At 74.1% G+C, this 26,550-nt stretch carries 27 protein-coding genes; 14 read left to right on the top strand and 13 right to left on the bottom strand.

The window, feature by feature from the left end:
- Positions 1–2: 2 nt before the first annotated feature.
- Positions 3–1,148, top strand: a complete 1,146-nt coding sequence (locus OG738_RS30755) for an NAD(P)/FAD-dependent oxidoreductase (RefSeq protein ID WP_329046120.1) — start codon at positions 3–5, stop codon at positions 1,146–1,148.
- 40 nt (positions 1,149–1,188) lie between these two features.
- Here OG738_RS30755 and OG738_RS30750 read toward each other — a convergent pair whose 3' ends face one another.
- A complete protein-coding gene (locus tag OG738_RS30750) occupies positions 1,189–1,971 on the bottom strand; it encodes an FkbM family methyltransferase (RefSeq protein ID WP_329056892.1) in 783 nt (260 codons plus the stop codon).
- A 96-nt stretch (positions 1,972–2,067) separates the two neighbouring features.
- Between OG738_RS30750 and OG738_RS30745 the strand changes: the two genes are divergently transcribed.
- From OG738_RS30745 to OG738_RS30725, 5 genes are all read left to right on the top strand, one after another.
- Entirely contained in the window at positions 2,068–2,523 is a 456-nt protein-coding gene (locus tag OG738_RS30745; RefSeq protein WP_329046119.1) for a hypothetical protein, read from the top strand.
- Positions 2,524–2,765: 242 nt separating this feature from the next.
- Positions 2,766–3,863 (top strand): sialidase family protein, encoded by a 1,098-nt coding sequence (locus OG738_RS30740; RefSeq protein ID WP_329046117.1) that lies wholly within the window; start codon positions 2,766–2,768, stop codon positions 3,861–3,863.
- Between the two features lie 5 nt (positions 3,864–3,868).
- Positions 3,869–4,762, top strand: a complete 894-nt coding sequence (locus OG738_RS30735; protein WP_329046115.1) for an isocitrate lyase/PEP mutase family protein — start codon at positions 3,869–3,871, stop codon at positions 4,760–4,762.
- A 95-nt stretch (positions 4,763–4,857) separates the two neighbouring features.
- The gene (gene ligA / locus OG738_RS30730; RefSeq protein ID WP_329046113.1) at positions 4,858–6,849 is read left to right on the top strand and encodes an NAD-dependent DNA ligase LigA; all 1,992 of its coding nucleotides are present in this window, start codon (positions 4,858–4,860) and stop codon (positions 6,847–6,849) included.
- A 43-nt stretch (positions 6,850–6,892) separates the two neighbouring features.
- Positions 6,893–7,285, top strand: a complete 393-nt coding sequence (locus tag OG738_RS30725; protein WP_329046111.1) for a hypothetical protein — start codon at positions 6,893–6,895, stop codon at positions 7,283–7,285.
- A gap of 3 nt (positions 7,286–7,288) precedes the next feature.
- Here the strand turns inward: OG738_RS30725 and OG738_RS30720 are convergent, their stop codons facing one another.
- Positions 7,289–7,429 carry a hypothetical protein gene (locus OG738_RS30720; protein WP_329046110.1) on the bottom strand — a complete coding sequence of 47 codons (141 nt, stop codon included), beginning with the start codon at positions 7,427–7,429 and terminating at the stop codon, positions 7,289–7,291.
- A gap of 41 nt (positions 7,430–7,470) precedes the next feature.
- The gene (locus tag OG738_RS30715; RefSeq protein WP_329046107.1) at positions 7,471–8,316 is read right to left on the bottom strand and encodes a phytanoyl-CoA dioxygenase family protein; all 846 of its coding nucleotides are present in this window, start codon (positions 8,314–8,316) and stop codon (positions 7,471–7,473) included.
- Positions 8,317–8,399: 83 nt separating this feature from the next.
- Here OG738_RS30715 and OG738_RS30710 point away from each other — a divergent pair, with 83 nt between their 5' ends.
- Positions 8,400–9,371, top strand: a complete 972-nt coding sequence (locus tag OG738_RS30710; protein ID WP_329046106.1) for a LacI family DNA-binding transcriptional regulator — start codon at positions 8,400–8,402, stop codon at positions 9,369–9,371.
- A 3-nt stretch (positions 9,372–9,374) separates the two neighbouring features.
- Here the strand turns inward: OG738_RS30710 and OG738_RS30705 are convergent, their stop codons facing one another.
- A complete protein-coding gene (locus OG738_RS30705) occupies positions 9,375–9,824 on the bottom strand; it encodes a hypothetical protein (protein ID WP_329046104.1) in 450 nt (149 codons plus the stop codon).
- A gap of 132 nt (positions 9,825–9,956) precedes the next feature.
- On the opposite strand from OG738_RS30705, the gene OG738_RS30700 reads away from it, so the two are divergent.
- Positions 9,957–11,138 (top strand): sensor histidine kinase, encoded by a 1,182-nt coding sequence (locus OG738_RS30700; protein ID WP_329046103.1) that lies wholly within the window; start codon positions 9,957–9,959, stop codon positions 11,136–11,138.
- Between the two features lie 23 nt (positions 11,139–11,161).
- Positions 11,162–11,812, top strand: coding sequence for a response regulator transcription factor (locus tag OG738_RS30695; protein ID WP_329046101.1), 651 nt, complete (start codon positions 11,162–11,164; stop codon positions 11,810–11,812).
- On the opposite strand, the gene OG738_RS30690 is transcribed toward OG738_RS30695, so the two are convergent.
- Together OG738_RS30690 and OG738_RS30685 are read right to left on the bottom strand one after the other, a co-directional pair.
- Entirely contained in the window at positions 11,693–12,274 is a 582-nt protein-coding gene (locus OG738_RS30690) for an RDD family protein (protein WP_329046098.1), read from the bottom strand. The genes OG738_RS30695 and OG738_RS30690 overlap by 120 nt on opposite strands.
- Entirely contained in the window at positions 12,271–12,405 is a 135-nt protein-coding gene (locus OG738_RS30685) for a hypothetical protein (RefSeq protein ID WP_329046097.1), read from the bottom strand. Before OG738_RS30685 ends, OG738_RS30690 begins: the two co-directional genes overlap by 4 nt.
- Before the next feature lie 27 nt (positions 12,406–12,432).
- On the opposite strand from OG738_RS30685, the gene OG738_RS30680 reads away from it, so the two are divergent.
- On the top strand, positions 12,433–14,106 hold the full coding sequence (locus OG738_RS30680; RefSeq protein WP_329046096.1) for an alpha/beta fold hydrolase: 1,674 nt from the start codon (positions 12,433–12,435) through the stop codon (positions 14,104–14,106).
- Here the strand turns inward: OG738_RS30680 and OG738_RS30675 are convergent.
- Together OG738_RS30675 and OG738_RS30670 are read right to left on the bottom strand one after the other, a co-directional pair.
- Positions 14,081–14,617 carry a hypothetical protein gene (locus tag OG738_RS30675; protein WP_329046095.1) on the bottom strand — a complete coding sequence of 179 codons (537 nt, stop codon included), beginning with the start codon at positions 14,615–14,617 and terminating at the stop codon, positions 14,081–14,083. The genes OG738_RS30680 and OG738_RS30675 overlap by 26 nt on opposite strands.
- On the bottom strand, positions 14,583–15,224 hold the full coding sequence (locus OG738_RS30670) for a hypothetical protein (RefSeq protein WP_329046094.1): 642 nt from the start codon (positions 15,222–15,224) through the stop codon (positions 14,583–14,585). Before OG738_RS30670 ends, OG738_RS30675 begins: the two co-directional genes overlap by 35 nt.
- 232 nt (positions 15,225–15,456) lie before the next feature.
- Between OG738_RS30670 and OG738_RS30665 the strand changes: the two genes are divergently transcribed.
- The 3 genes from OG738_RS30665 (at position 15,457) to OG738_RS30655 (ending at position 20,162) form a co-directional block, all read left to right on the top strand.
- Positions 15,457–16,653: an amidohydrolase family protein gene (locus tag OG738_RS30665; protein WP_329046093.1), complete on the top strand. Its 1,197-nt coding sequence runs from the start codon at positions 15,457–15,459 to the stop codon at positions 16,651–16,653.
- 137 nt (positions 16,654–16,790) lie between these two features.
- Complete coding sequence (locus tag OG738_RS30660) at positions 16,791–19,517, top strand: helix-turn-helix transcriptional regulator (protein ID WP_329046092.1); 2,727 nt, start codon at positions 16,791–16,793, stop codon at positions 19,515–19,517.
- A gap of 39 nt (positions 19,518–19,556) precedes the next feature.
- The gene (locus OG738_RS30655; RefSeq protein ID WP_329046089.1) at positions 19,557–20,162 is read left to right on the top strand and encodes an SGNH/GDSL hydrolase family protein; all 606 of its coding nucleotides are present in this window, start codon (positions 19,557–19,559) and stop codon (positions 20,160–20,162) included.
- Positions 20,163–20,169: 7 nt separating this feature from the next.
- On the opposite strand, the gene OG738_RS30650 is transcribed toward OG738_RS30655, so the two are convergent.
- Genes OG738_RS30650 through fae form a run of 5 tightly spaced genes read right to left on the bottom strand, consistent with a single transcriptional unit; the run spans position 20,170 to position 25,354 of the window.
- A complete protein-coding gene (locus OG738_RS30650; protein WP_329046086.1) occupies positions 20,170–21,306 on the bottom strand; it encodes an iron-containing alcohol dehydrogenase family protein in 1,137 nt (378 codons plus the stop codon).
- 11 nt (positions 21,307–21,317) lie between these two features.
- Positions 21,318–22,235 carry an NAD(P)-dependent oxidoreductase gene (locus OG738_RS30645; RefSeq protein ID WP_329046084.1) on the bottom strand — a complete coding sequence of 306 codons (918 nt, stop codon included), beginning with the start codon at positions 22,233–22,235 and terminating at the stop codon, positions 21,318–21,320.
- Position 22,236: 1 nt separating this feature from the next.
- Positions 22,237–23,727, bottom strand: coding sequence for an aldehyde dehydrogenase (locus OG738_RS30640; RefSeq protein ID WP_329046082.1), 1,491 nt, complete (start codon positions 23,725–23,727; stop codon positions 22,237–22,239).
- Entirely contained in the window at positions 23,715–24,824 is a 1,110-nt protein-coding gene (locus OG738_RS30635) for a mandelate racemase/muconate lactonizing enzyme family protein (RefSeq protein WP_329046080.1), read from the bottom strand. The genes OG738_RS30640 and OG738_RS30635 overlap by 13 nt, the downstream gene beginning before the upstream one ends.
- Positions 24,821–25,354 carry a formaldehyde-activating enzyme gene (gene fae / locus OG738_RS30630; RefSeq protein ID WP_329046077.1) on the bottom strand — a complete coding sequence of 178 codons (534 nt, stop codon included), beginning with the start codon at positions 25,352–25,354 and terminating at the stop codon, positions 24,821–24,823. The genes OG738_RS30635 and fae overlap by 4 nt, the downstream gene beginning before the upstream one ends.
- 377 nt (positions 25,355–25,731) lie before the next feature.
- On the opposite strand from fae, the gene OG738_RS30625 reads away from it, so the two are divergent.
- Positions 25,732–26,544: an IclR family transcriptional regulator gene (locus OG738_RS30625; protein ID WP_329046075.1), complete on the top strand. Its 813-nt coding sequence runs from the start codon at positions 25,732–25,734 to the stop codon at positions 26,542–26,544.
- Positions 26,545–26,550 lie beyond the last annotated feature (6 nt).

Genomic DNA, 26,550 nt, shown 5'->3' with positions numbered 1-26,550 from the left:
CCATGAGCGAGCCCACCGAGGTCGTCGTGATCGGCGGCGGTTACGCCGGCGTCATGGCCGCCAACCGCCTCACCCGGCGCGAAGACGTCACCGTCACCCTGGTCAACCCGCGCCCGCACTTCGTCGAACGGATCCGGCTGCACCAGCTGGCCGGCGGCTCCGGCGACGCGGTCGTGGCCTACCGCGACGTCCTGGCCGCGCACGTCCGGCTGGTCGTGGACAGCGTGACCCGGATCGACGCGGCCGCGCGCACCGTGACGCTGGCGGACGGCGGCAAGCTCGGCTACGGCTATCTGATCTACGCGGTCGGCAGCGCCGGCGCGCAGGCACCCGATTTCGCTTACCCCGTCACGACTTTCGAGGAGGCTCGGCGACTGCGAGCGGTCGCCGGAACGGCGTCCACGGTGACCGTGGTCGGCGGCGGGCCGGCCGGGATCGAGACCGCGGCCGAGCTCGCGGAAGCGGGCCACGTGGTGACGCTGGCCTGCGGCGGCGAGCTCGGGCCGTCCCTGCACCCCCGTGGCCGGCGCGCGGTGGCCGGGCGGCTGGCGAAGCTGGGCGTGACCGTGCTCGCCGACGCGGTGGTGGCCGAGGTGACCCGCGATGCCGTGCGGCTCGCCGACGGCCGCGAGCTGCCGAGCGCGCTCACCGTCTGGACCGCCGGGTTCGGCGTGCCGGACCTGGCCGCGCGCAGCGGGTTGAGCACCGACGCCCTGGGCCGCCTGCGCACGGACGAGACGCTCACGAGCGTGGACGACGACCGGATCGTCGCGGCCGGCGACGCGGCGGCGCCGTCGGACCTGCCGTACCGGATGGGCTGCCAGTCGGCGGTCCAGCTGGGCCCGCAGGCGGCCGAGACGGTGCTCAGCCGGCTCGCGGGGAACCGGCCGGCCGCGGCGGACGTCGGGTTCGCCGGCCTGTGCCTGAGCCTCGGGCGCCGCACCGGGATCTTCCAGTTCTCCCGCCGCGACGACACGGCGATCCGGCTCCACCTGGGCGGCCGCCTCGGAGCGAAGGTCAAGGAGCTGATCTGCCGCGGCACCGTCAAGCAGCTGGCGTACGAGGCCCGCAAGCCCGGCGCCCGCAGGTGGTGGGCCAAGGACCGCCGGCGTCGGGAACTGCTGCGGGACCACCTGGTCGACGCGTGAGGCGGAACCCCTTGCCCGGCAAGGCATCCGGGTCCCGGCGTCACCGCAGCGCGAAAACCATCCCGATGTCGGCCGCCCGCTGGACCGGGTCCTGCACCGCCTCGACCGTGAACCCGCGCGTGGCGAAGACTTCGCGGACGCGGTCGCGGTTCTCCGTCCACCGCTCGACCTCGACGACGGCCTGCCGGACCAGCGGCCAGTGCCGGTCTTCGATCCCCCGGAGCACCTCGAGCTCCGCACCTTCGACGTCGACCTTGAGCAGGTCGACGCGGTCGATCCCCTCCTCGTCGAGCACCGGGGACAGCGGCCGCACGCGGACGCGGTGCGTCTCGAGCTGCCGCAGCACCCGCAGCTTGCGGCCGACGAGGCCACGCAGGACGGGCGCCGGCACGCGGCGCGCCGCCGGACCGAGCCCACCCTGGCGGATCATCTCGACGATGCTGGCGGTGACCCGCCGCCGCTCGGCCTCGACGTTGCCCTCGTCCCGCCACGACGACGAGAAGATCGTCGCGCCCGGGAAGTAGCTGAAGTCGAGCTCGTCCTCGCCGGCCGCGAGCCCGAAGGGCAGCGCTTTCAGGCGGCCCGCGAAGAAGTCCCGGCCGTTGCGGTCCAGCTTCTCGTAGAGCGGCGGCAACGGCTCGAACGCGTAGATCCGCACGTCGCCGCCGAGCCGTTCGTACACCGCCGCCGAAAAGACGCCGACGTTCGCGCCGACGTCGAGCACGGTCGCGCCGGGCGCGAGCTCGACGCCGTGGGCGAAGTACCCGCCGACCTCTTCGCGGAGAAAGGACACTTCCCACGGGTTGATGCTGTGCAGGTCCATCGTCACGCGCAGAGGCTTATCAGGCTTCGCGTCCGCGGGCCACCCCCTTCGGTAGGTCACCCGATCGTGGCGGACGGGCTGGGCCACACTGGGAGCATGACCGCGCCGCAGCTCATCGCCCGCCAGTTGGAGGTGCACGACCACGTGCTGAGCCGCGGCTGGCGGCTCGACGGCGACACCGGCCCGGCGGACGTCAAGTTCCTCGACGACTGCACGGCGGGCTGGTCGTACCCGGCCAGCTTCGGCGGCGAGCGGACGAACCCGGTCGGCGACACGGCCCCGGTCGTCCTGCAGTGCTACTTCACCTTCGGCGACGAGGGCGAGGTGGTGTTCGCGGTCGTCCCGGCGGGCAACCTGCGCGGCAGCGGGTGCGCGGAGCACGACACCGCCGAACGCCAGTTCCCGCTCACCGGGGACGGCCGGGTCGACCTCGGCACGCTGACGGCGGTGCTGGACGAGCTGGAGCCGCGGGCGCGGGCCCACGACGTCCGCGCGCTGGTGGAGTGCCGGTACTTCGGGCCGTGTGCGGCCAATCGGACCCGCGGTCGCTGATCGACCGGCGCCTGGGTTCTGTGCCCGGCCGGTGACCCAGCGTTCTCCTTGACGGACGCCGCTTGCCTCCTTAGGTTGTCGGGACATAGGACGTCAGACATCCCATGTCCTACCTCGACGAGGAGGTCGAACCGGTGTCCCCGATTCGCAGGTTCAGCACGATTCTCCTGGCAGCGACCGCTTTGGGACTGCCGGCGGCCCCGGCGGCCACGGCCGGCCCGGTGCACGGGTGCGGGTCGTCCGTGCCCTTCACCTCCGGCACCGAGGGCTACGACACCTTCCGCATCCCCGCGGTGGTCCGGGCCGCGAACGGCGCGCTCGTCGCGTTCGCCGAGGGACGGCGCGACTCGGCCGGGGACTCCGGGGCCATCCGGACGGTGTCCCGCACCTCGCGCGACGGCGGCTGCACCTGGGGCCCGTTGTCCGTGGTCGACAGCAACGGCGACGCCACCGCCGGCAACCCGACGCCGGTGCTCGCGCGCGACGGCGAGCTCGTGCTGCTGACCGTCCACAACGGACTCGTCTCGGAGAAGCAGATCATGTCCGGGCAGGCCGCCGATCAGGACACCCGGCGCGTCTTCGTGCTGCGCAGCCGCGACAACGGCCGCACCTGGTCTCCCGCGCGCGACATCACCGCCGACGCGAAGCGGCCGGACTGGCGGTGGTACGCCACCGGTCCCGGGCACGCGACGCTGCTGCGGCACGGCCCGCACGCAGGCCGGATCGTGGTGCCCGCCAACCACTCCAGCTCCCCGCCGGCCGGCTCACCCGACGTCGGCACCGAACCGAAGTACTACGGCGGCCACGATCTCTACAGCGACGACGACGGCCGCACCTGGCACATCGGCTTCACCGACGACCGCACCGACGGCGTCGTCGCCGCGAACGAGACGTCGGCGACCGAGCTGCCCGACGGCACCCTCTACTTCTCCAGCCGCAACCAGGGCTCGGCCGCCGGGCACCGCGTCGACGGCTACAGCGTGGACGGCGGGCAGACGCTGGTCCGGCCGTACCAGGTGCAGCCGTCGCTGTCCGGGACGAAGGTCGAGGGCAGCGTGCTGCAGACGACGGTGCCGTGGCTGCTGCTGTACTCGGGGCCGGCCGACCCGGCCACGCGCGCGGTGATGCAGCTGCGGCTGAGCGGCGACCGCGGGCGCACGTGGCGCGCGGGACCCACGCTGACGAGCGGGCCGGCGGCCTACTCCGACCTGGTGCAGGCCGACCCGGCGACGGCCGGGATCCTGTACGAGACGGGCACGGCCGGTCCGTACGAGAAGATCGTGTTCCAGCGGGTGGGTTTGGCGCCGGGACAGCTCGGGAACGCCCCCGCGAGGAGGTGATCGCCGTGGCCGACCTGCTGGGTCCGCGGGTCCCGGGACCGGCGCGGTTGCGCGTGCTGCTGGCCGGCGACGACCTCGTGGTCGCGCCGGGCGCGTACGACGCGTTGAGCGCCCGCCTGGTCGAAGCGGCCGGCTTCCCGGCGGTCTACATGACGGGCTTCGGCACGACGGCGGCGCTGCTCGGCCGCCCGGACGTCGGCCTCCTGACGATGACCGAGATGGTCCAGGCGGCGGCCCGCATCCGCTCGGTGGTGGAGGTCCCGGTGATCGCCGACGCGGACACCGGCTACGGCAACGCGCTGAACGTGATCCGCACGGTCCGCGAGTACGAGGCGGCCGGCGTCGCGGCGATCCACCTGGAGGACCAGGTGGCCCCGAAGCGCTGCGGCCACCTCGAAGGCAAGCGCGTCGTCCCGGCCGCGACGATGGCCGACCGGCTCCGCGCCGCGGTGGCCGCCCGGAGCGACCCCGACTTCCTGCTGATCGCCCGCACGGACGCCCGGGCGGTGGAGGGTCTCGACGCGGCGATCGACCGTGCCCGCCGCTACCGCGACGCCGGGGCGGACCTGCTGTTCGTGGAGGCCCTGCAGTCCGAAGCCGAGATCGAACGAGTGGCCTCGACGTTCGCCGACGTGCCGTTGCTGTTCAACTGGGCCGAGGGCGGCAAGACCCCGCCGCTCGGCCGGGACCGCCTGCGCGAGCTCGGGTTCCGGCTGGTGATCTGTCCGATCTCGACACTGCTCGCGGCGACCGAGGCGATGCGGAAGGTGCTGGGCCGGATCGCGCGCGACGGGACGCCGGCCGAGGCGGTTCGCGAGCTGCCGGGGTTGAGGGATTTCGCGGAGCTGGTGGGATTGCCGGAGGTCGAGGAGGTCGGCGCGCGGTTCCCGGACGGGTGAACACGCGGAACCCCGCCCGCGGCCGCACCTCGCGGAATGCCCGACGTGCCCCGCAGACACCGGAACTGTCGGACCCGCCCGGTAAGTTCTTCCCCGTGGAAGCACGGGAGCGCATACCGGAACTGGCCGACCGCATCATGGTCCTCCGCGACGCCTACTACCGGGGTTCGCCGGTGGTGGCGGACGCGGAGTACGACGCGATCGAGGACGAGCTGCGGCAGCTCGTCGACGCGAACCCGGAGCTGACCCCGGATCCGAACCCTCTCGACCAGGTCGGCGCGCCGGCGGTCCTGCACGCTCCGATCCGGCACTCGCGGCCCATGCTCTCCCTGGAAAAAGCCACCAAACCCGAACAGGTCGAGGCCTTCTTCGACCGCTTCCCGGGCCAGCCGGTCGTGGTCATGCCCAAGCTGGACGGCCTCTCGCTGGCCGTCGTCTACGAAGACGGGCGCCTGAAGAGAGCCGTCACCCGCGGCGACGGGACCACCGGGGACGACGTCACCCCGCTGGTCCGGGCGCTCACCGACGGGATCCCGGACCGGCTGGCCGCCCCCGGCCGCGTCGAGGTCCGGGGCGAGGCGGTGATGCTGCGCTCCACCTTCGCCGCCTACAACGTCGCGCACCCGGACAAGCCGCTGATCAACCCGCGCAACGCGGCCGCCGGCACGTTGCGGGCCAAGGACCCCGCCACCGTCGCCGAACGGCGGCTGCGGTTCTTCGCCTTCGACCTCGACACCGACCCCGACAGCGCCGAGACCGACCTCGGCAGCGCGCTGCAGACCCTCGGCTTCACCGCCGCCGACATGCGCCGCTGCGGGGACGCGAGCAGCGCGCAACAGGTCATCGGCGAGATCGAACAGCAGCGCAACGACCTCGACTACGACCTCGACGGCGCCGTCCTGCGGCTCGCCGACCGGGACGCCTACGCCGCCGCCGGCACGCGGTCCAGCTCGCCGCGCGGGGCGCTCGCCTTCAAGTTCGCCGCCGAGGAGAAGACCACCATCCTGGCCGACGTCGTCTGGGACGTCGGCAAGACCGGCAAGATCGCCCCGGTCGCCTGGCTGGAACCCGTCTTCGTCGGCGGCACCACCGTCACCCGCGCCACGCTGGCCAACCAGGAGGTGATCAAGGCCCGCGGCATCAAGATCGGCGACACCGTCCTGGTGCGCCGCGCCGGCGACGTCATCCCGTTCGTGGCCGGCGTGCTCGACGCGTCCCAGCGCACCGGTGCGGAGCGGGAGATCGTTCCGCCCTCCGCGTGCCCGTCGTGCGGGCAGCCGCTGACCGAGCAGGGCAACAGCCGGGAGCTGTTCTGCACCAACGTCTCCTGCCCGGCCCAGACCGTGCGGCGGCTGATCCACTGGGCGTCGCGGGCCGCGGCGGACATCGACGCCATCGGCGGCGTCTGGATCGAACGGCTGGCCGAGTCCGGCGACCTCGAGCACCCCTCCGACTTCTACCGGCTGACCAAGGAACGGCTGCTGGAGTTCGACCGGATCGGCGAGGTCTCGGCCACGCGGATGATCGAGTCGATCGACGGGAGCCGGTCGGTCGGGCTGCGGCGGGCGCTGATCGGGCTCGCCATCCCGATGGCCTCCGAAGGCACGGCCGCCCGCCTGTGCCGGGCGGGTTTCGCGTCCCTGGAGGACGTCGCCGAGGCCGGAGTGGACGGGCTCGTCGCCGTCGAGGACATCGGGCCGAAGGTCGCCGCGTCACTGATCGAGCACCTCACTCGGCTACGACCCGAACTCGAGCGGCTTCGCGAACGTGGCGTTTCGCTGGACGTGCGTGAAGAAGACCTGCCGCCGGTCGTCGCGGCCGGCGCTCCCCTGGCCGGCAAGACCGTCGTGGTCACCGGCTCGATCAACGACCCGCGCTCGGGCGAAAAGGTTCCCCGGCCGACGTTCCAGCGGCTCTGCGAGAAGGCCGGCGCCACCATCGCGTCGTCGGTGTCGGCGAGCACGGACCTGCTCATCACCGGCGCCGACGTCGGCGCCGCGAAGCTGACGAAGGCGGAGAAGCACGGCGTCACCGTCGCGGACCAGAGTGAAATCTGGCCCCAGCTGATCGAAGCCGGAATCATCTGAGATGCTGCGGTCGCGCAACAGGCCCGAGGGAGAGGCGGAGCGGGTGACCACCTGGACCGATGTGATCAACTTTGTCCGGACGCGGTTCGAGGTCCTGGAGGACACCGACGGCTGGCTCCGGTTCCGCTTGCAGGGCCCCGACGGCCGGACGCAGCAGGTGACCGTGCACCACGTGGAGGAGTTGCACGGCGGCGCGTGGGTGGAGATCTCCTCACCGGTCGGCTGGGCCGACAAGCTCGACCTGCGCCGCCTGCTCGAGCTGGCCGGCACGTCGGCCGTCGGCGGTGCCGCGGTGGTCGACGGGGTCGCGCTGCTCAAGCACACCGTGCCGCTGGAGGACCTCAGCATCGGCCACGAGTTCGAGCGTCCGCTCAAGGCGGTCGTCGCCCGGGCGGACTCGCTCGAGCACGAACTGACGGATTCGGACGAGTTCTAGCTGCTACAGGTGCATCGCCAGCCACAACGCCATCCAGGCGAGGCACGCCAGCGCACCTCCGACGCCGAACGCCAGCAGTACCCGGCGCAACCCCGCGACGACCCCGGCCCGCCCCGACACCTCGGTGATCCCTGCTTCAACCATGACACTGAGGTGCCCCCGAGCCGGGCGGGCAAACCTCCGGATCAGGAACCGGGTTCCTCCTCGCCCATCACCAGCCCCTCGATGGTGTGCTTCTGGGTGATCGGCTCCAGGGTGTCGACGATCGGGCAGTGCAGGTGGGCGCGCACCGAGTCCGGCAGGGACGCCCAGAAGCCGTGCGTCACGGCGGTGTCGTGCCGCTCGTCGTTGCCCGCGCCCGGCGCGTCGAGGCCCAGCACCAGCACCGGCCGGGACTTCGCCGACTGGTTCGCCGTGCCGCGGTGCACGGTCAGCGCCGAGCGGATCGAGATGTCGCCCCTCCGCGGGAACTTGCGCACCGCGAGCGAGTGGTAGCGCGGGTAGGCCGAGCGCGGCGGGAACATGCCGTGGTCGAACGCGCTGCCGTCGTCCCAGTGGGTGCCGGGGGCGATCTCGAACGGGCCCATGTCCGGCTCGGTGTCGACGGCGGTCACGTTGACGGCGAGTGAGTTCAGCCTGCGGTGGCGGGCCGTCTCCTCGGGCATCGGGAAGTCGCGGTGCCACGGCTGGTCGACCGCGCCGGCGAGCGGGACGTCGAACCCGACCTCGACGATCCGGTACTCCGGCCCCAGCACGGCTTCGGCGACCGCGGTGATCCACGGGTGCCCGGCCAGGTCGGCGAACCCGCGCAGCTGTTCCGGGTGGATCTCGACGTAGTAGCGGTTCGGACCGCGGCCGACGGCGCCGTCCGGCCGGGCTCGGGCCTCGGCGAACGCCGCGTCGATGTCCTCGCCGAGGCGGGCCACCCACTCGCGCGGGAACGCCTGGGGCAGGCCGATGATGCCGTCCTCGTACAGCCGGCCGGTCAGGGACTCGACGTCGACGGGACTCAGCGGGAAGAGCGCGGTCATCCGGAACCTCCGAGGCGATGAGACGGCGTGCCACCTCAGTTTGCAACGTGGCATGCCACGTTGCAAGAGGTAGGCTGGCCGACGTGAACCCGAAACTGCGGGACGTGGCCGAGCACGCCGGGGTGTCGGTGCGGACGGTGTCCAACGTGGTCAACGGCTTCCGCTACGTCGCGCCGGCGACCCGGGAGCGGGTGCAGGCGAGCATCGACGCGCTCGGCTACCGGCCGAACCTGGCCGCCCGGACGCTGCGGCGCGGCCGGACCGGGCTGGTGGCCCTGGTCGTCCCGGAGATCGATTCGCCGTACTTCGCCGAACTCGCCGCGCGGACCGTCCGGATCGCCGAACGCCGCGGCCTGACCGTGCTCATCGACCAGACCGACGGCGACGCCGAACGGGAGAAGGAGCTGCTGCACGGCCGGCGCAGCCAGCTCGTCGACGGCGTCCTGTTCAGCCCGTGGGCGGTGGCCCCCGCGGAGCTGGCCGCGCGCACGGACACCGTCCCGCTGGTGCTGCTCGGCGAGCACGACGGCACGACCGGGGTGGACCACGTCGCGATCGACAACGTCGCCGCCGCGCGCGAGGCCACCGAACACCTGCTGGCGACCGGCCGCCGGCGCATCGCCGCGCTGGGCATCCAGCCGGAGTCGCTCAACGCGACCGCCCGCCAGCGGCTCGCCGGCTACCGCGAAGCCCAGGCGGACCGGCCCTGGCTGGAGATCCCGGTCCGGCGCCTGCACCGGGCCGACGGCCACCGCGCGATGCTGGCGCTGCTGGACCGCGCCGAACCGCCGGACGCCGTCTTCTGCTTCACCGACGAACTCGCCCTGGGCGCGCTGCGGGCCGCGGCCGACCGTGGCGTGGCCGTGCCGGACGACCTGGCGCTGGTGGGGTTCGACGACATCGAGGACGGCCGGTTCAGCGTCCCGGCCCTGACGACCGTGTCCCCGGACAAGGACCGCATCGCCGAGCTGGCCCTCGACTGCCTGGCCGCCGAACCGGGGCCACCGCGGTCGATCGTCGCGCCGCACCGGCTCGTGGTGCGCGGGACCAGCTGACGCTCAGGCGTCCCGGTTCACCACGCGCAGGATCAGCCACTGGTCGAACCAGGCGCCGGCCGTCGTGACGACCAGCATGACGAGGCCGAGGATCAGGTGGGTGTAGCTGTGCAACGGCGCCGCGCTGTCGGTCAGCTTGGTCAGCCCGACCTGCAGCCCCAACCGCAGCGCGAAGAGCACGGCGACGAGCCCGAGCGCCTGCTTGCTGCGCCACACCGCGCGCAGGTACTTGCGGCGCCGCGACAGCAGCGTGAACCACAGCGTCAGGTGCACCGCCACGAGCACGAGCGGCAGGAACGCCACCCACTCGTACCGGTCGCTGAACTGCAGGCTGAGGTCGTTGCTCGCCACCAGCAGCCCGACGAGCACGAAGTACCAGCCCGGCAGGCCTTCGATCTTCCCGCGCCGGCTTCCGGTCTCCACTTCGGCCTCTCGCATCAGGAATCGGTTCATGCGCCCAGCCTTCCGGGAGCGACGGCGGGAGCGATCAACCGGCGGTACGAGATTCCGCCGCCGGCTCCTACCCAGGTACGAACTCTCGACGGGAGCGAAGCACCGGGACGCGATGTGGGGCACCATCGGCAGATGACCTTCGCCAGCCGGCCGGGGATCCCGTGGACCGGCCGCCGCGGCCCGCTGGTGGCCGAAGCGGTCGTCCTCGGGCTGCTGGTGGTGCTCGACATGGTCTTCGCCGCCCGGGTCTTCCCGGGCCAGGGCCAGCTCGTCACCATCGCCGTCGAGTTCGCGCCGGGTGTCGGCCCGGTCCTGGCGCTGCTGGCCGTGCTGCGCCGCCGGTTCCCCGACCACATCGGCGGCCTGGCCACCGCCGTGTCGGGGCTTTCGCTGCTGGGCTCGACGATCGCGGCTCTCCTCGCGGCGGCCGGGACGCGGCTGCCGCCGCAGCCCGGCGCGGCCGAAGCCCTCGCGATCGCGCTGCTGGTCGGCGCCTGCTGCCACCGGCTGCCGCCCCGGGCGGCCACGATCCAGGCGGTGCTCGGGGGCGCCGCCGCGACGCTCGCGCCGATCCTGCGCTACGGCACCGGCTCCCCCGCCGCGCTCTACGCCGCCGGGGCCGCGGTCGTCTGGGGCGGCGCGCTGGCCGGCGGCCTGGTCCTGCGCGACGCCGAGGTCCGCCACCGCGTCGACGTCCTCGAACTCCGCTCCGCGGAACGGCTTCGGCTGGCCCGCGAACTGCACGATCTCGTCGCCCACCAGATCACCGGCATCGTCGTGCGCGTGCAGGCCGCGCACCGCGTCGCCGAACGCACCGGCGGCGACACCGCGACCTTCGCCGAGCTCGAAACCGCGGGCGCGACAGCGCTTTCCGCGATGCGCCGGCTCGTCGGCGCGCTGCGGACCGGCGACGAGGACCTCTTCGTGCCGCCCGCGGACCTCGCCACCGCCGTGGACCGCGCGGTGCCCGACGACGACCGCATCCACCTCGACGTCAGCCCCGATCTCGCCACCCTCGCCGTCGCGCCGGAAGTCGTGACGACCGCGCATCGCCTCCTCACCGAGTCGCTCACCAACGTCCGCCGGCACGCGCCCGACGCCGCCGAGGTCCGGGTGCTCGTCCACCACGAACCCCCCGGCGAGCTGCGGGTCGAGGTGGTCAACGACGGCGCCGCCCGGCCCGCCCGCCGCGGCGGCTACGGCCTGCTCGGGATGGCGGAGCGGGTCGCGGCGGTGGGCGGTACGGTGCACGCGGGACCGGCGGAAGGCCGGCGCTGGCGCGTCGTCGCGCGGCTGCCGCTCGAACCCGGCTGAGGCGAGGCGAGGGGAGACCGGGGTTGCCGACGCGAGTGCTGATCGCCGACGACCAGGCGATGGTCCGCGCGGGGTTCCGGCTGATCCTCGAAGGCGAGCCGGACATCGAGGTCGTCGGCGAGGCCGCCGACGGCGACCAGGCCGTGCGGCTGGCGCGTGAGCTGCGTCCGGACGTCACGCTGATGGACATCCGGATGCCCGGCGTCGACGGGCTGCGGGCCACCGAGCTGCTGGCCGGCCCGGACGTCCCGGAGCCGCTGCACGTCGTGATGGTCACGACGTTCGGGCTGGACGAGAACGTGCACGCCGCCCTGCGCGCCGGCGCGTGCGGGTTCCTGCTCAAGGACGCCGGGCCGAACCTGCTCATCGAGGCCGTCCACGCGGCCGCCCACGGCGAGGCCCTGGTCTCCCCCGCGATCACGACGCGGCTGCTGGAGCACTTCACGCGCGGCGGTTCCCCGAACGCGACGGAGCCCGCGAACCCGCTCACCCCCCGCGAGCTGGACGTCGTGAAGGCCGTGGCCCGCGGCGAGACGAACGACGAGATCTGCCGCTCACTGGTGGTTTCGCTGCCGACGGTCAAGACCCACATCGGCGCGGTCAAGCGCAAGCTGAGCGCCCGCAACCGCACCGAGATCGCCATCTGGGCCTGGGAAAGCGGCCTGGTCCGCTGAGTCGCCGACGCCGTTGCGGCGCCGCGGGACGCGCACGACGACCGTGCGCGCCACGACGTCGCCGAACCGCTGACGGCGGCGCGTCACCAGCATCACGACGATGCCCGCGAGTCCCCACGCGAACCCGTCGACCAGCATCAGCAGGTCGCGGACGACGAACGCGCCCAGCGACGGGTGGCCGCCTTCGAGCGTCTGGACGCGCAGGCGCAGCCAGCGCATCGCCGGCGTCTGGCCGCCGTGCTTGTACGGCCACCACACCATCACGAACACCAGGCCGACGAAATCCAGCGCCAGCATCGTGTACAGCACGACTTTGAGGAACGTCAGCAGCGCCAGGCCGTGCGGGTGGAAGAGCCAGACCACCGCGATCGCGAGCAGCAGCATGGGCACGAAGACGAGCATCTCGTCCAGCAGGAACTGCACCAGGCGGCGGCCGACGACGCCGAGTCCCGGACGGGTCATGAGCCCATGATCTCGGTCCCGGCGCCGCCGCGCGCGCTGAGCCGTCTCATACCCGGGACCGAGCCGCCGGCCGGGACTTCGTCCTCCGGGCTGATCACCGGCGGCAGCGGCCGGGCCAGGCTCGGGCGCACCCCACCCGGCGACGGAAGGACCCCCCGGTGCGCATCTCCCGGACTGGACTGGCGGCCGCCACGGCCGCCCTCTTCGCGGCGGCGGTGCCCGCCGCGGCCGCGGACCCGCTCACGCCGTACACGACGCAGCAGCTCCAGTGGGGCGACTGCCCGTTCAAGCCCGCCGCGGGCGACGCGCCCGTGCAGTGCGCGCTCGTCACCGTGCCGCGGGACTGGGCCGCCCCGGCTGCGGGCACCGATCTCCAGGTGTCGGTCAGCCGCGCCGCCGCGACCGGCGAGCGCAAGGGCGCGATCCTGGTGAACCCCGGCGGCCCGGGCGGCCAAGGCACGCCGCTGGCGGGCGCGCTCGCCGCGCTCGAGCCGTCGGTGCACCGGCTCTACGACTTCGTCGGCATGGACCCGCGCGGCACCGGCCACGCGGGCACCGACGACAAGGGCTTCCAGTGCCAGGTCCCGGTCGGCCGCCTGCCGCAGGGCCCCCTCGACGCGCGCGACCGGTCGGCGGCGAGCGTCGCAGCGCACCAGCAGCTCCCGCGGGCCACCGCCGAGGCGTGCCAGAGCGACGCCGTCGCGCCGTACGTCACGACGTGGCAGACCGCGCACGACATGGACCTGGTGCGCACGCTCCTGGGCGACGAGAAGCTGAACTACCTCGGCTACTCCTACGGCACGTGGCTGGGCGCGAAGTACGCGTCGCTGTTCCCGGAGCACACCGGCAAGACGGTGCTGGACTCCAGCGTGAACTTCGAAGGGCGGCTGCAGGCCGACTTCGAGGCGTTCCCGGTGATCGACCAGCGGCAGTTCGACGACGTCTACCTGCCGTGGCTGGCCCGGAACTTCGCCGCGCAGCTCGGCGGGACAGCCGCCGAGGTCAAGGCGAAGTGGGAACGCGTCCGCGCCTACTACGGCAGCCACGGCGTCTCCCCCGACGCGTTCGACAGCATCTTCGTCGGCAACGGCAGCGAGATCCAGTGGCTCATCGGCGCTCTGGTCTTCCTCCAGGGCGCCGCCGCGCTCGACGGGACTTCCGCGGCTCCCCCGGCCAAGTTCGCCGACTCGCTGGATGCGGTGTCGCGCAAGGCGTTCGGCGTTCCCGCCGCGTCGCTGACGCCGGACCGGGTGGCCGCGGCGGCGCCGGACTACACGCAGCGGCCGGGCACCCGGTTCGCCGTCGCGTGCGGCGACCAGCCGACCCGCTCGGCGGCCTGGTACCGGCGGCTCAGCGACCGGCAGGGCCCGCGGTACCCGTTGTTCGGCTGGGCGTACGGCCTCGGTGAGACCTGCGGCTTCTGGTCCGACCGGCCGCAGCACGACCTGCCGGACGTGCCCGCCTCGGTGGCGGCGAACATCCTGGTGGTGCAAGGCGAATTCGACCCGCAGACCGGCTACGAGCAGGCCTCCGCCGCGGCGCGGTCGGCGCGGGTCCCGCTGGTGTCGGTGGACGACTCGCCGTTCCACGGCCAGTACGCGCTGGCGGGCAACCCGTGCGTCGACGGTCTCGTGAACGTCTTCCTCACCAAGAACTCCCGGCCCGCCGCCACGACGTGCCCGGGTGTCCCGCTGCCCGGCGAGGACCGGGTGTACCCGGTCGCCGGGCCGGTGCGGAGCGCGGCGCCGTCCGTCCAAACGCGACTGTCCGACGCGATGGCGTCGCGCACGCGGCTCCGCGACGAGGTCAGCGCCCTGAACCGCGACCGCTGACGCGCTCGGCCGCCGGGACCAGGAAGGGCCCGCCGCCGGGACCGTCGCGGAACAGGACGCTGAGGTCCTTGCCGGTCCCGGCGACCCACGCGGGCCGGCGCGGCCGGTCGCTCAGTGCCGCCACGCGGAAGGCGTGGGCGCTCCGGGCGGTGGCGGTGGTGCCGTCCCGGTAGCCGATCTCGAGGTCCGGCGCGTGGTGGTCCTTCGCGGCGAGGGCCCGGTGCGGGGCGACGGTGACCACGGCGGGGCGCCACCCGGTGCGGCGGGCGGCACGCAGCCGGCGCACCCACCGGATCCGGCGGAGGACCGTGATCGGCAGCGGTGTGCAGGAGCTGGTCCGCGGCCCGGTCCAGGAAGACCGTGACCGCGATGCCCCGCCCAGCAGTACGGCGGCGGCGATCAGCGCGAACGTCCAGCGGCGGCGGCCGGCGCGGAGGCGGCGCAGCCCCGGCGCCGTCACCTCCGGACCCGTGGCGTCACCGGCCGGTGACCGGAGCCCGATTTCCCCCATGGCCCGAGGGTAGGCCGGTCCGCCGGTCCCGGGCGAGCAGGATCGCGGCGACGACCGTCCACGCCATCGACAGCACCCGGCCCACCGGCAGCAGGACGCTCACGACAGGGAAAGCCAGGGACAGCACGGAAAGTATCGCCAGGCTGCCCGCGACGTAGCCGAACCAGCGGGCGGGCAGCCCCTTCGCGGTGATGATCACGAAGACGCCCAAGGTGACGACGGCGCCGACCCCGCCGGAGTAGAAGCTGCCGAGCCGCAACGCCTGGACGGTCGCCAGGGACGCCGAGCCGGCGACGATCGTGAGGACGACGGTGAGCGCGCTCGAAACCAGCATGGCCAGCACGGAGATCGCGGCGACCGCCGTCACCGGCCTTCGGGAGACGGCACGGGCGAAGGCGGCGAAGCCGAGGACGGACACGACCTGGAGGCCGGCGACGACGAGCGCGGCGGCGGGGTTGGCGCCGTAGTAAGCCGCGACGTCGGCGGCCGGGGCGTCGGGCAGCGGCAGGCCGCGGTCGCCGAGCGCGCCGCCGGCGAAGCTCGCTGCGAGGAAGGCGCCCAGGAAGACGGCGGCCCCGGCGATCGGCGGGGTGCGAGAGGTGGACACGGGTGCTCCTGAGGGTCGGACGGATGACCGCCCGACCTTCCCGCAGGAGCACCCATGTCCGCGTCGGCGCGGAAGCGGCTTCGCGACTACGTCACCGGACGTATGCTCAGCGAGTGACCGAGCAGGAGTGCGCCCCGGTGGTCACGGGTTCGCCCGATCGGCAGCATCTCCGTACCGCGTCTCCGTAGTTGCCCCGACGCGCCCGCCGCGAAGCCGGGTCATCGTGGCCCGCATGACGAAACAGCTTGTGGTGACCGAGCGGCGCAGGCTCACCGCCATCCGGGCGGCTCGGTTGTTCGACGGTGTGAGCTCGGCGCTGGTCGCCGACCCGCTGGTGGTGCTCGACGGCACCACGATCCTCGGCGTCGAGTCCGGCGGGGCCGCGCCCGACGGGGCCGACGTCGTCGACCTTGGCGGGGCGACGCTGCTGCCCGGGCTGGTCGACACGCACGTCCACCTCGCCTTCGACGCCAGTTCCGAGCCCGTCGCCCGGCTCGCCGCGCGCGACGACGACCAGGCGATCGCCGCGATGGCCGCGGCCGGGCGGGCGTCGCTGCGGGCCGGGGTCACCACCGTGCGGGACCTCGGGGACCGCGGCTACCTCTCGTTCGCCCTGCGGGACCGCGCCGACCAGCCGACGCTCGTCGCCGCCGGGCCGCCGATCACCAGTCCGGGCGGGCACTGCCACTTCCTCGGCGGCGTCGCGGACGCGACCGAGGCCGGGGTGCGGGCGGCGGTGCGCGAGCACGTCGAACGCGGTGCCGACGTCGTCAAGATCATGGCCAGCGGCGGGACGATGACGCCGGGGACGCGGCAGGAGTGCGCGCAGTTCGACCGCGACGTCCTGCGTGCCGCCGTCGACGAAGCGCATCGGCACGGGCTGCCGGTCACCGCGCACGCGCACGGCACCTCGGCCATCGCCGACGCGCTCGCCGCGGGCGTCGACGGCATGGAACACCTGACGTTCTGGTCGGCCACCGGCGTCGACCACTCCGAAGAGCTGCTGCGCGCCGTCGTCGACCAGGGGGTGGCCGTCGGGGCGACGGTCGGCATGGTGCCGGTCGAGGGCCTGGCCCCGCCCGCGGAAATCGCCCAGCGCATGCCCGGCGTCGTCGCGAACTACCGACGCCTCCACGAACTCGGCGCGCGGGTGGTCGCGGGCACCGACGCCGGCATCGCGCCGGTGAAGCCGCACGGCGTGCTGCCGTGGGCGCCGCTGATGCTGCGCCAGGTCGGCCTCTCGCCGGCCGAGACGCTGCGGGCGATCACGTCGGTCGCGGCCGGCGTGTGCGGGCTCGCGCACCGCAAGGGCCGCGTCGCGCCGGGGTTCGACGCCGACCTGCTGGCCGTCGACGGCGATCCGCTGGCCGACCCGCGAGCCCTGCTCCGGGTCCGCGCGGTGTGCGCGCGAGGGACGTGGATCGCATGAGGAAGTTCCTGAAGGCCCTGGTCGCCGGCCTGGCGCGGGCCGCGTGGTTCCCGGCGCCGATCTGGCCGGCCGGGCCGAAGTTCCGCTGGCCCGGCGAACCGCGCTGATCCGGCTCGCGCGCCGTATCGTACGGGCGCATGGAGCTCGGCCGCGGCTTCGTCGGCCGGGCCGGCGAGCTGGACCTGCTGCGCGCCGGCCTCGCCGAAGCGCGGGCCGGGCGCGGCCGGCTGGTGCTGGTCGTCGGCGAGCCGGGCATCGGCAAGACCAGCCTGGCCCGCGAGCTGGCCCGGCACGCCGAGCGGGAGGGCGTGCCGGTCGGCTGGGGACGCGCGAGCGACGACGAGGGCAGCCCGCCCTACTGGGTCTTCCGGCAGCTGGCCCGCTCGCTGGACCGTCCGTTCCCGACCGGGGACACCGGCGGCTCGGCCGAGGCGCGGTTCGCCGCGTTCGAAGCCTTCGCCGACGGCCTGCGGGAGGCGGCCGCACCGCACGGGCTGCTCGCGGTGCTCGACGACCTGCAGTGGGCCGACGCGGCGTCGCTCGCCCTGCTCGTCCACCTCGCCCGCGACCTCGAGCGGGCGCCCGTGCTGCTCGTGGTGACCTACCGCGACACCGAGACGACCGGCCGGGCGGCCCTCACCGCGGCCTTGGCGGCGCTGGCGCGCGAGCCGGTGCTGACTCGGGTGCGCCTGACCGGGCTGACCGAGGCCGAGGTCGCCGAGCAGCTCGGCCGCGGCGGGGTCCCGCCTCAGATCGCGACGCTGGTCAGCCGCCGCTCGGGCGGCAACCCGTTCTTCGTCGCCGAGCTGGCCCAGCTGGTCGGCTCCGCCGGGGACGCGCTGCCGGACGGCGTCGTGGACACCGTCCGGGCGCGGCTGGCCCGGCTGGGCGCATCGTGCCGCCGGCTCGTCGCGACCGCGGCCGTGCTCGGCCGGGACGTCGACGCGGCCGCGCTCGCCGACGTCCTCGATCGGCCGGCCGCCGACGTCCTGACCGACCTCGACGAGGCCGCGGACGCCGGCATCGTGACCGCGGGCAGCTTCCAGCACGACCTGATCCGCGAGTCCGCGGCGGCCGGGCTGCCGACAGCGGCGCGGCTGGCCGCGCACGCCCGGCTGGCGGCGTGGCTCGAGCGGCGGGACCCGGCCCGGAGGTCGGAGATCGCCCACCACTGGCTGGAGTCGCTGCCCGTCGGCGACGCGGCGCGCGCCGCGCTGTGGGCCGAACGGGCCGGGGACCAGGCGCTGGGCCAGCTCGCCTGGGAACGGGCGGCCGAGCTCTACCGGCGGGCGCTCGACGCGGCACCCGCTCCCGCCGCCGACCGCGCACGGCTACGGCTCCGGGAAGGGATCGCGCACCTGCGCGGCGGTGGGATCGAGCGCGGTTCCCGGGCCCTGACCGCGGCCGCCGACGCGGCGCGGGAGGCCGGGGACCCGGCGGCGCTGGGCGAGGTGGCGCTGGCGATGGAAGGCCTGTCCGACCCGTGGGGCAGCTTCAACGGCGCCAAGGTCGCCCGGGAGGCGCTCGCGGGCCTGCCGCCCGGGAACGATTCGCTGCGGGCCCGGCTGCTCGCCCTGCACGCGGGCGAAGCCGGGTTCCTCGGGGGCGAGGAGGCCGAAGCGGAGTCCGCCGAAGCGCTGGCGATCGCCGACCGGCTCGGCGACCCGGACGTGCTCCGCTCGGCCGTGCGGGCCCGGCAGATGGTGCGCTCGGCACCCGAGGGGGTGCACGAGCGGCTCGCCCTCGCGCACCGCATGATCGCGCTCGGCGAGGACCGCGCCGACGCCGATGCGCTGCAGTGGGGCCGGTTGTGGCGGCTGGACGCGCTGCTCATGCTCGGCAGGCTCGGCGAGGCCGAGCACGAGCTCGCCTTGATCGGGGTGCTGGCCGAGCGGCTCCGCCGTCCGCTCGCGCGGTGGCACCACCTGCGCAGCACCGCCACGATCGCGATCGCCCGCGGCCGGTTCGACGAAGCCGTCGAGGTGCTGCGGTGCAGTTTTGCGCTCGTCGCCGACGAAGCGCACCTGTCCCTGCGGGGCGTGCCGATCTCCGTGCTGGCCAACGTCGCCGGGCTCACCGGCCGGACCGACCTGGTGACGCCCGCGATGGAGCGCATCTTCACCGAGAACGCCCCGCCGTTCGTGGCGCTGCTGCACGCCGGGTGGCTGCTGCAGACCGGCGACCGGGCCGGGGCGGCCGAGCTCTACCGGCGGGCTTCGGCCGGCGAGCCGGCGCCGGTGCCCGCGACGCTGCCCGTCGCCGCCGTGACCGTGGAGCTGAGCGCGGAGTTCGGGCCACCCGAGACGCTCGAGGAGGCGGCGGCGCTCCTGCGCCCGCACGCCGGCCTGTTCGTCACCGGCGGCGCGGGCGCGGTCCTCGTCACCGGTTCGGTCCACCGGTACCTCGGCCTCGCGGCCGCATCGGCCGGCCGGCTCGACGAAGCGGTCCGGGAGTTCAGGCTCGCGATCGCGGCCAACGACGAAGCCGGCACCCCGCCCTACGCCGCGCTGGCGCGCTTCGAGCTGGCCAAGGTCCTGGCCCGGCGCGGCCGCCCGGGTGACGTGGCCGAGGCGCTCGGGATGGCCGCATCGGTGTCGGCGACGGCGGAGCGGCTCGGCATGGCTCCGCTGCGGCGCGACACCGAAGCGCTGGCGGCCACCTTGCACGGGGACACACCGGGCCCGCTGACCCGCCGCGAACGGGAGGTCGCCGCGCACGTGGCCGACGGCCTGACGAACAAGCAGATCGCCGCGCTGCTGCACATTTCCGAGCGGACGGCGGAAAGCCACGTCCAGCACATCCTCACGAAGCTCGGCTTCACGAACCGTGCCCGGATCGCGACCTGGGTGACCGCGAACCCGTGACGGGAAACAACGCCGCCAGCCCGGACGTTGTACCGCTCGATGACCACTCTCCGATTCTGCGTCCTCGGCGACTCGCTGGCGGCCGGCGTGGGCAGCACCCGCCAGGAGGACACGCTGGGGCAGCGGCTCTCCCGGCGGCTGCGGGCCGCGGGCCACGGCGTGGACCTGCACGGCTTCGGGGTGCCCGGTGCCCGCTCCGACGACCTGGCACGCCAAGCCGGCGCCGCGCTGCGCACCGGCGTCGACCTGGCGCTGATCGTGATCGGCGCGAACGACCTCGCGCGGTTCGTCCCGCCCGCGGTCGCCGCCGGGCAGCTGCACGACGCCGTGGCCCGGCTGGTCCGCGCCGGCGCCCGCGTCATCGTGGTTCCCGCCCCCGACCTGGGGATCGTCTCGCGCGTGCCGTCGGCGTACCGGCACCTGGTCTCGGCGGCGAGCGGCCAGTACGCGCAGGCCCAGGCCGAAGCGGCCATCCGGGCCGGCGGCGCCGTCGCGACCGCCGGGCCCCAGCTCACGGCCCGCTTCGCCGCCGACGCCGCGCTGTTCTCGGCCGACCGGTTCCACCCGTCGTCGGCGGGGTACGCGGTGATCGCCGACGCCCTGGCGCCCCACGTGCTGGCCGTGGCGGCCGACCTCGCCGCGTAGCTCCGGGTCAGTAGACCCCCTGTAGCAGCTCCACCACCTCCGCTTCCGACGGCAGCCGCGGCGCGTTCTTGGTGACGGCGTCGGCGACCGCGTCCGCCGCGATCGCCGGGATGTCCGCCCGGAGGACGCCGAGCTCGCGCAGGGGCCGCTTGATCTCGATCGCTCCCGAAATCTCGCGCACCGCCTCGATCGCCGCGCCCGCCCAGTCTTCTGTCGGTGGCAGGCGCAGCGCGCGGGCCGCCGTCTCGTAGGCCGGAGTGGCTGCGTCGGCGCTGAATGCCATCACCTCCTCCAGCACCGCGGCCAGCGCGACGCCGTGCGGGGTGCCCGTGTGCGCGGTCAGCGCGTGGCCGATGCCGTGGACCAGCCCGAGGCCGGACAACGTCAGCGCGTGCCCGGCCAGGTGCGCGCCGAGCATCAGCCCGGAGCGCGCCTCCAGGTCGCCGCCGTCGCGGTACGCCGCCGGGAGCCAGCGGCCGACCAGGCTCACCGCCTGCGTCGCGTACGCCGCGGAAAACGGCGTCGCCCCGCGTGCGGCCAGGGACTCGATGCCGTGGACCAGCGCGTCCAAGCCGGTCGCGGCGGTGCCGCGGGCGGGCAGGCCGAGTGTCAGTTCCGGGTCCAGGACGGCGATCCGCGGCTTCACCGACGAGTGTCCGATGTAGACCTTCCGGCGGGCGCAGGTGTCCTCGGTGACGCCGAAGCCGTTGGTCTCGGCACCCGTACCGGCCGTGGTGGGCACGGCGATCAGGGGCAGCCCGTCGCCCGCGTCCCACAGCAAGTCCGCGTCCGCGGCGGCCGATCCCGGGTTCCCGGCGAGCAGCGAGATGCCCTTCGCCGCGTCCAGGGCCGACCCGCCGCCGAGCGCGACCACGGCCGCGGCGCCGAACTCACGCAGGCGGGCGGCGCCACGGTCCAGCTCGGCCGTCGACGGGTTCGGGCCGACGTCCTCGTGGACGGCGTGCTCGATCCCGGCCGCGGTCAGGATCTTCTCGACGCGCTCGACGATCCCGGTGGCCCGCAGGCCGCGGTCGGTGACCACGAAGACCCTGGCGTGCCCCAGAAACGAGACGAATGCGGGCAGCTCGGCCACCACGCCGGGACCGTATTCGGTGCGGCCGGCCGGTTCGACGGACAGGCGCATGCCGGCCTCCTTCAGACGGCCCGGACGGCGGGGAACGGCAGCCGGAAGTCCTGGGCCGCCCACGTTTCGTACAGCCGGACCGGGCTCATCTCCCCGGCTAGGTCGCCGTAGGCCGCCTTCGCGCGGCGGAAGATCTGCTCGACCAGCGCCGACAGCTCGGCCGGCACCCCGACGTCCCGGCCGAGGTCGACGGCGAGCCCGAGGTCCTTGCACGCCAGCACCAGCGCGAACGAGTCGTCGTAGTCGCCGTCCACCAGGATCGAGAGCACGTCGTGTTCGAGGAAGTGCGACGCGGCCGGGCCGGCCAGCAGCGCCGAGCGCAGCACCCCGAGGTCGACGCCCGCCTTGACGCCCATCGCGAGGACCTCGGAGGTGGCGACGACGTGGCAGAACCAGAGCAGGTTGATCATCAGCTTGACGGTGTAGCCGTGCCCCGCCGCGCCGACGTGCAGGATCTTCTCGGGGTCGCCGAGCACTTCCAGCAGCGGCAGCGCCTCGCGGAAGTCGTCCGCGTCGCCGCCGGCGAAGATCTGCAGCGTGCCCGCTTCGGCGCCGCGTGCCATGCCGCTGACCGGGGCGTCGAGCCGCCGGACCCCGCGGCCGTCGAGGACCTCTCCGGCGACGCGGCGGGCGACCGCGGGCGTCGAAGTGGACATGTCGATCCAGAGCGCGCCCGGCTGCAGCGCTTCGGCCGCGCCGCCGCACAGGAGGACGTCCTCGACCACGCGAGGCGTCGGCAGCATGGTGATGAGCACGTCGGCACCGTCGGCGCAGGTGGCGGGGTCGTCGACCCAGCGGGCGCCGAGGCCGAGGTGCTCCAGCGCCGCTTCGGAGCGGGCGTCGTGGACGGTGACGTCGTGGCCGGCGAGGATCAGGTGCCGGGCCATCGGGCGGCCCATGTTGCCCAGGCCGATGAAACCGATCTTCATGCTAGATCTCCGGAAGGTTGAGCCAGGTGGTCTTGAGGGCGGTGTAGGCGTCGAGGGCGTGCAGCGACTTGTCACGACCCGCGCCGGTGGCCTTGAAGCCGCCGAAGGGAGTGATGACGTCGCTGGCGTCGAAGGTGTTGATCCAGACCGTGCCGGCGCGCAGCCGTTTCGCGACGCGGTGGGCGGTCGTGACGTCGCGGGTCCAGACCGAGGCGACCAGGCCGTAGTCGGTGTCGTTCGCCAAGCGGAGGCCTTCTTCGGGCGAGCCGTCGTAGGTGAGCACCGACAGCACCGGCCCGAAGACCTCTTCGCGCTCGATCGTCGTGCCGGGCCGGACACCGTCCACAATGGTCGGTTCCAGCCACAGCCCGTCGTGGCCGCCGCCGTGCACGATCGTCGCGCCTTCGGCCCGCGCGGCGTCGAGGTAGCCGAGGACGCGCTCGAGCTGGCCGTGGTCGACGAGCGGGCCGAACACCGTCGCCGGGTCGAGCGGGTCGCCGGACCGGAACGTCTCTTCGGTGATCTTGACGACCTCGGCGAGGAGTTCGTCCTTCAGCGCGGCGGGCACGATCACCCGGGAACCGGCGTTGCACGTCTGGCCGGCGTTGTAGAAGATGCCCCACGCCACCGCGGACGCCGCGGCCGGCAGGTCGGCGTCGGGCAGGATCAGCTGCGGCGACTTGCCGCCCGCCTCCACGGCGACCTGCTTGCCGTTGGACTCCCCCGCGTAGACCTGGAACAGCCGCGCGACCTCGGCGGAGCCGGTGAAGGCGATCTTGTCCACGTCCCGGTGGCGCCCGAGCGCCTGCCCGACGACCTCGCCGCGCCCGGGCACCACGTTGAGCACGCCGTCCGGCAGCCCGGCTTCGGTCGCCAGCCGCGCCAGCAGCAGCGTGGCCAGCGACGTCTGCTCGGCGGGCTTGAGCACGACGGAGTTGCCGGTGGCCAGGGCCGGGCCGAGCTTCCACGACGCGATGAGCAGGGCGTAGTTCCACGGCACGACCGCGCCGACGACGCCGAGCGGTTCGCGGGTGATCCAGGCGAGTGCGGCACCGGGGGTGGGCGCGACCTCGTCGTAGGTCTTGTCGATCGTCTCGGCGTACCAGGCGATCGTCTCGGCCGTCTTGGCGACGTCGACGCGCTGCGACTCGCTGATCGGCTTGCCCATCTCGAGCGTGTCGAGCAGGGCCAGTTCTCGGGCGTGTTCCGTGACGAGTTCGGCCCAGCGCAGCAGGATCCGCTTGCGCTCGCGGGGCGGCAGGTCACGCCAGCGTCCGTCCTCGAAGGACTCGCGGGCCGCGTGCACCGCGCGGTCGACGTCCTGTTCACTGCCCGCGGGAATGCGGGCGATCTCCCGGCCGTCGCGGGGCGACACGCTCGGGAACGTCGTGTCCGAAGTGGACTCCACGTGCCGGCCGCCGATGAACGGCCTCGTCTCGGGCGTCAGCCGCCCGGCCGCCGCCAGCCAGTCCTGGTGGGTCAGATCCGCCACCGGTCCACCGCCTCCTCGTCCAGTTCGATGCCCAGGCCGGGGCGTTGGGGGACTTCCAGCTCGCCCGCCGCGGTGATCATCAGGGGTTCGCCCAGCATGAAGTCGCGGCGTTCGGGCGTCCAGCCGGGCGGGTCCCAGGGGAACTCGAAGTACGGGCCGCCGCCGACGCCGGCCGAGACGTGCAGGTTGGCCAGCACGCCGATGCCGTTGGTCCAGCTGTGCGGGGTGAACGCGCGGTGCTTGAGCTGCGCGAGCTCGGCCAGCGTCCGCGCGCGGTGCATGCCGACCGCGAGCACGACGTCCATCTGGTAGACGTCGAGGACGTCGTGCTCGAGGTACCGCAGCAGTTCCGGCACCGAGTGGTGCATCTCCCCCGCCGCGATCCGGACGCCCGGGTTCTCCGCGCGGAGCGCCTTGAAGCCGTCGAGGTCGTGGTACGGCAGGGGTTCCTCGACCCAGAAGACGTCCAGCTCGGCGAGCCGGCGCACCAGCTTGCGGGTCTTCGCGAGGTCCGACGCGGCGCTCGTGTCGCCCGCCATCCGCCAGGACTGGTTGAGGTCGACCATGATCTCGAAGTCCGGGCCGAGCGCGTCGCGGACGGCGGTCACCGCGGCGATACCCCGGTGCACGTGGTCGCGGTCGATGCGGATCTTCATGGCGCGGAACCCGGCTTCGCGGGCCCGCAACGCCGTCTCGACGCGCTCCTCGGGGGACTTCAGCTCGGCCGACGAGGCGTACGCGGGCAGCGAGCGGGTGGCGTTGCCGAACAGCGTGGCGACCGGCAGGCCCGCGACCTGCCCGATGATGTCCCAGAGGGCGACTTCGAGGGGCCAGAAGCAGCCGCCGTGGAAGTTGGCCGTCTCGATGGCCTTGACGTGCCGGACGATGTCGAGCGGGTTTTCGCCGAGGAACAGGTGCTCGACGGCCTCGAAGCCGGCCATGGTGTCGCCGGAGCCGATGCCGACGAGGCCGTCGTCGGTGCGGACGCGCACGATCGTGGCGTCGAAGTGCCGGCGCGGGTCCGGGTCCCAGGCGGCGCGCAGCGGCGGGTCCAGCTCGAGCCGGAGCCGGTCGAGGGTGATGGCGGTGATCTTCATCGGGCGACCGCCTCGGGAGGCGGCGTGTAGAAGGGGTTGGCGGCGCCTTGACGCGCGGCTTCGAGCACGTCGGCGGCGGTGGGGGTGCCTTCGACGGCGGCGCGGATCGCCCGGGCGGCGGCTGCGCGCTGGTTGGCGAAGGCCTCGTCGAGGTCGTCGACGCCCGCGTCGACCCAGATGGCGGCGATGAGCAGGAGGGCACCGGTCTCGTCGGCGGGCAGGTCCCCCGCCTCGACGGCATCGGTGACGCCCTGGGCGAGCCCGGCCTGCGCGGCGCCCCAGGTGGCCCGCCGGTGCACCTCGGTGTGCGCGGCGGCCTTGGGCACGAACAGCGTCGGCGGCTGCACGGGCACGGACGGCCGCAGCACCGTCACGAACGGCACGTGCCCCGCACTGGGCGTGGCGAGCGCGGTGGCCCAGGCGGCTTCCACCGGTCCACCCCGCCGCCCCAGCACGACGTTGGTGTGGGCGGCGTTGGCACCCTCGCCGACGAAGGCCTCGCCGATGAGCGTGGTGGACGCGAAAGTCATGGGTGCTCCAGGTCGGTGGGAGGTGCGGCGGCATCGACGGTAGGAGCGGCCGGAAATGACGGGCAAGGCCCGGCGGGACATTGCAACGCGGGTTGCGCTCGCGCCAACCACACGCGGTCCTCGAGGTGCGCTCCGGAGATTCCCCGGCCGGGCGGGTCGCGCGAGGCTGGGGAGCGGTGGTGCGATCGGCGCGGCCTCGCGGGGCGGCCCTGGCGATCGGGCCACCTCACCGGATCGGGCGACGCAACCACCTGGGCAGGCGGCGCGGGCACGGGCCCAGGCAGCGGCGATCTCCCAGCGCCGGGCCGGACCCGGGCCGCCACCGCCACCGAACTCGGTCTCGCCGGGCCGAGACACCGGCTGTTAACTTCGGCGCCATGGCACTCCCGGACGACAGCAGGCATCCGGGGCACGGCCTCCGCCGCGACCTGGACCTGCTGGAAGCGCTCGCCTCGCCGGAAGCACAGCGGGCCGGCGAACTCGGCGTCGTGCGGCTCGCTCAGCTCACCGGGCGGGAGAAGAGCCAGGTCTCGCGGGCGCTCAAGGCGCTCGCCGAAGAAGGCGTCGTCGAACGGGATCCGGACACGCTCGGCTACCGGCTCGGGTGGCGGCTGTTCTCGCTCGTCGCCCGGACGGTCGAAGACCGGCTCGTCCGGGCCGCCGAGCCCGTGATGCGGGCGCTGTCCGCCGAGCTGGAAGAGACCAACCACCTCTGCGTCCTGCGCGACCAGGAGGTCCTCACCCTGCTCTCGGTGTCCGGGCACTCCTTCCGCGTGCACGGCTGGGAAGGCCGCGGCGTGCCTGCCCACTGCACGTCGGCCGGGCGCGTCCTGCTGCTCGACGCCTCCCCGGACGACCTGTACGTCCGGTTCCCCGCGCTCGCCTCGAGCCATCCACTGTCCGAAGTGCACACGTTGCCCGAGCTGTGGGCGAAGATCCAGCAAGCCCGTCGCGACGGCTACGCCCGCGTCCGCGAAGAGTTCGAAGAGGGCCTCGTCGGGGTCTCCGCGCCGATCCGGGACTTCCGGGGCCGGGTCGTCGCCGCGCTGAACGTCTCCGCGCCCGCCCTCCGGCTCGGCGAGCGCCTCGACGCCGCCGGCCGCGTCACCGCCGAGGCCGCCGCGCAGGTCTCGGCGCACCTCGGCTGGGAAACGCGGCCGAAACCGCCGACCACTGCCCGGCTCACCTGAGCGCCG

This window comes from Amycolatopsis sp. NBC_01488 (genome assembly GCF_036227105.1).
GTDB lineage: Bacteria > Actinomycetota > Actinomycetes > Mycobacteriales > Pseudonocardiaceae > Amycolatopsis.
Note: the sequence above shows the minus strand (reverse complement) of the source record. Positions and strands in the feature narration are given on the sequence as shown.

What these genes read in the sequence shown, in the direction of transcription:
- OG738_RS30715 (WP_329046107.1), bottom strand. Translation starts at nt 8,316, where the DNA reads ATGACCGCGCTCTTCCCGCTGAGTCCCGTCGACGTCGAGTCCCTGACC.
- OG738_RS30635 (WP_329046080.1), bottom strand. Translation starts at nt 24,824, where the DNA reads ATGAAGATCACCGCCATCACCCTCGACCGGCTCCGGCTCGAGCTGGAC.
- OG738_RS30690 (WP_329046098.1), bottom strand. Translation starts at nt 12,274, where the DNA reads ATGACCCGTCCGGGACTCGGCGTCGTCGGCCGCCGCCTGGTGCAGTTC.
- OG738_RS30755 (WP_329046120.1), top strand. Translation starts at nt 3, where the DNA reads ATGAGCGAGCCCACCGAGGTCGTCGTGATCGGCGGCGGTTACGCCGGC.
- OG738_RS30675 (WP_329046095.1), bottom strand. Translation starts at nt 14,617, where the DNA reads ATGGGGGAAATCGGGCTCCGGTCACCGGCCGGTGACGCCACGGGTCCG.
- OG738_RS30720 (WP_329046110.1), bottom strand. Translation starts at nt 7,429, where the DNA reads ATGGTTGAAGCAGGGATCACCGAGGTGTCGGGGCGGGCCGGGGTCGTC.
- fae (WP_329046077.1), bottom strand. Translation starts at nt 25,354, where the DNA reads ATGACTTTCGCGTCCACCACGCTCATCGGCGAGGCCTTCGTCGGCGAG.
- OG738_RS30650 (WP_329046086.1), bottom strand. Translation starts at nt 21,306, where the DNA reads ATGCGCCTGTCCGTCGAACCGGCCGGCCGCACCGAATACGGTCCCGGC.
- OG738_RS30750 (WP_329056892.1), bottom strand. Translation starts at nt 1,971, where the DNA reads ATGGACCTGCACAGCATCAACCCGTGGGAAGTGTCCTTTCTCCGCGAA.
- OG738_RS30700 (WP_329046103.1), top strand. Translation starts at nt 9,957, where the DNA reads ATGACCTTCGCCAGCCGGCCGGGGATCCCGTGGACCGGCCGCCGCGGC.
- OG738_RS30625 (WP_329046075.1), top strand. Translation starts at nt 25,732, where the DNA reads ATGGCACTCCCGGACGACAGCAGGCATCCGGGGCACGGCCTCCGCCGC.
- OG738_RS30645 (WP_329046084.1), bottom strand. Translation starts at nt 22,235, where the DNA reads ATGAAGATCGGTTTCATCGGCCTGGGCAACATGGGCCGCCCGATGGCC.
- OG738_RS30660 (WP_329046092.1), top strand. Translation starts at nt 16,791, where the DNA reads ATGGAGCTCGGCCGCGGCTTCGTCGGCCGGGCCGGCGAGCTGGACCTG.
- OG738_RS30655 (WP_329046089.1), top strand. Translation starts at nt 19,557, where the DNA reads ATGACCACTCTCCGATTCTGCGTCCTCGGCGACTCGCTGGCGGCCGGC.
- OG738_RS30665 (WP_329046093.1), top strand. Translation starts at nt 15,457, where the DNA reads ATGACGAAACAGCTTGTGGTGACCGAGCGGCGCAGGCTCACCGCCATC.
- OG738_RS30705 (WP_329046104.1), bottom strand. Translation starts at nt 9,824, where the DNA reads ATGAACCGATTCCTGATGCGAGAGGCCGAAGTGGAGACCGGAAGCCGG.
- OG738_RS30745 (WP_329046119.1), top strand. Translation starts at nt 2,068, where the DNA reads ATGACCGCGCCGCAGCTCATCGCCCGCCAGTTGGAGGTGCACGACCAC.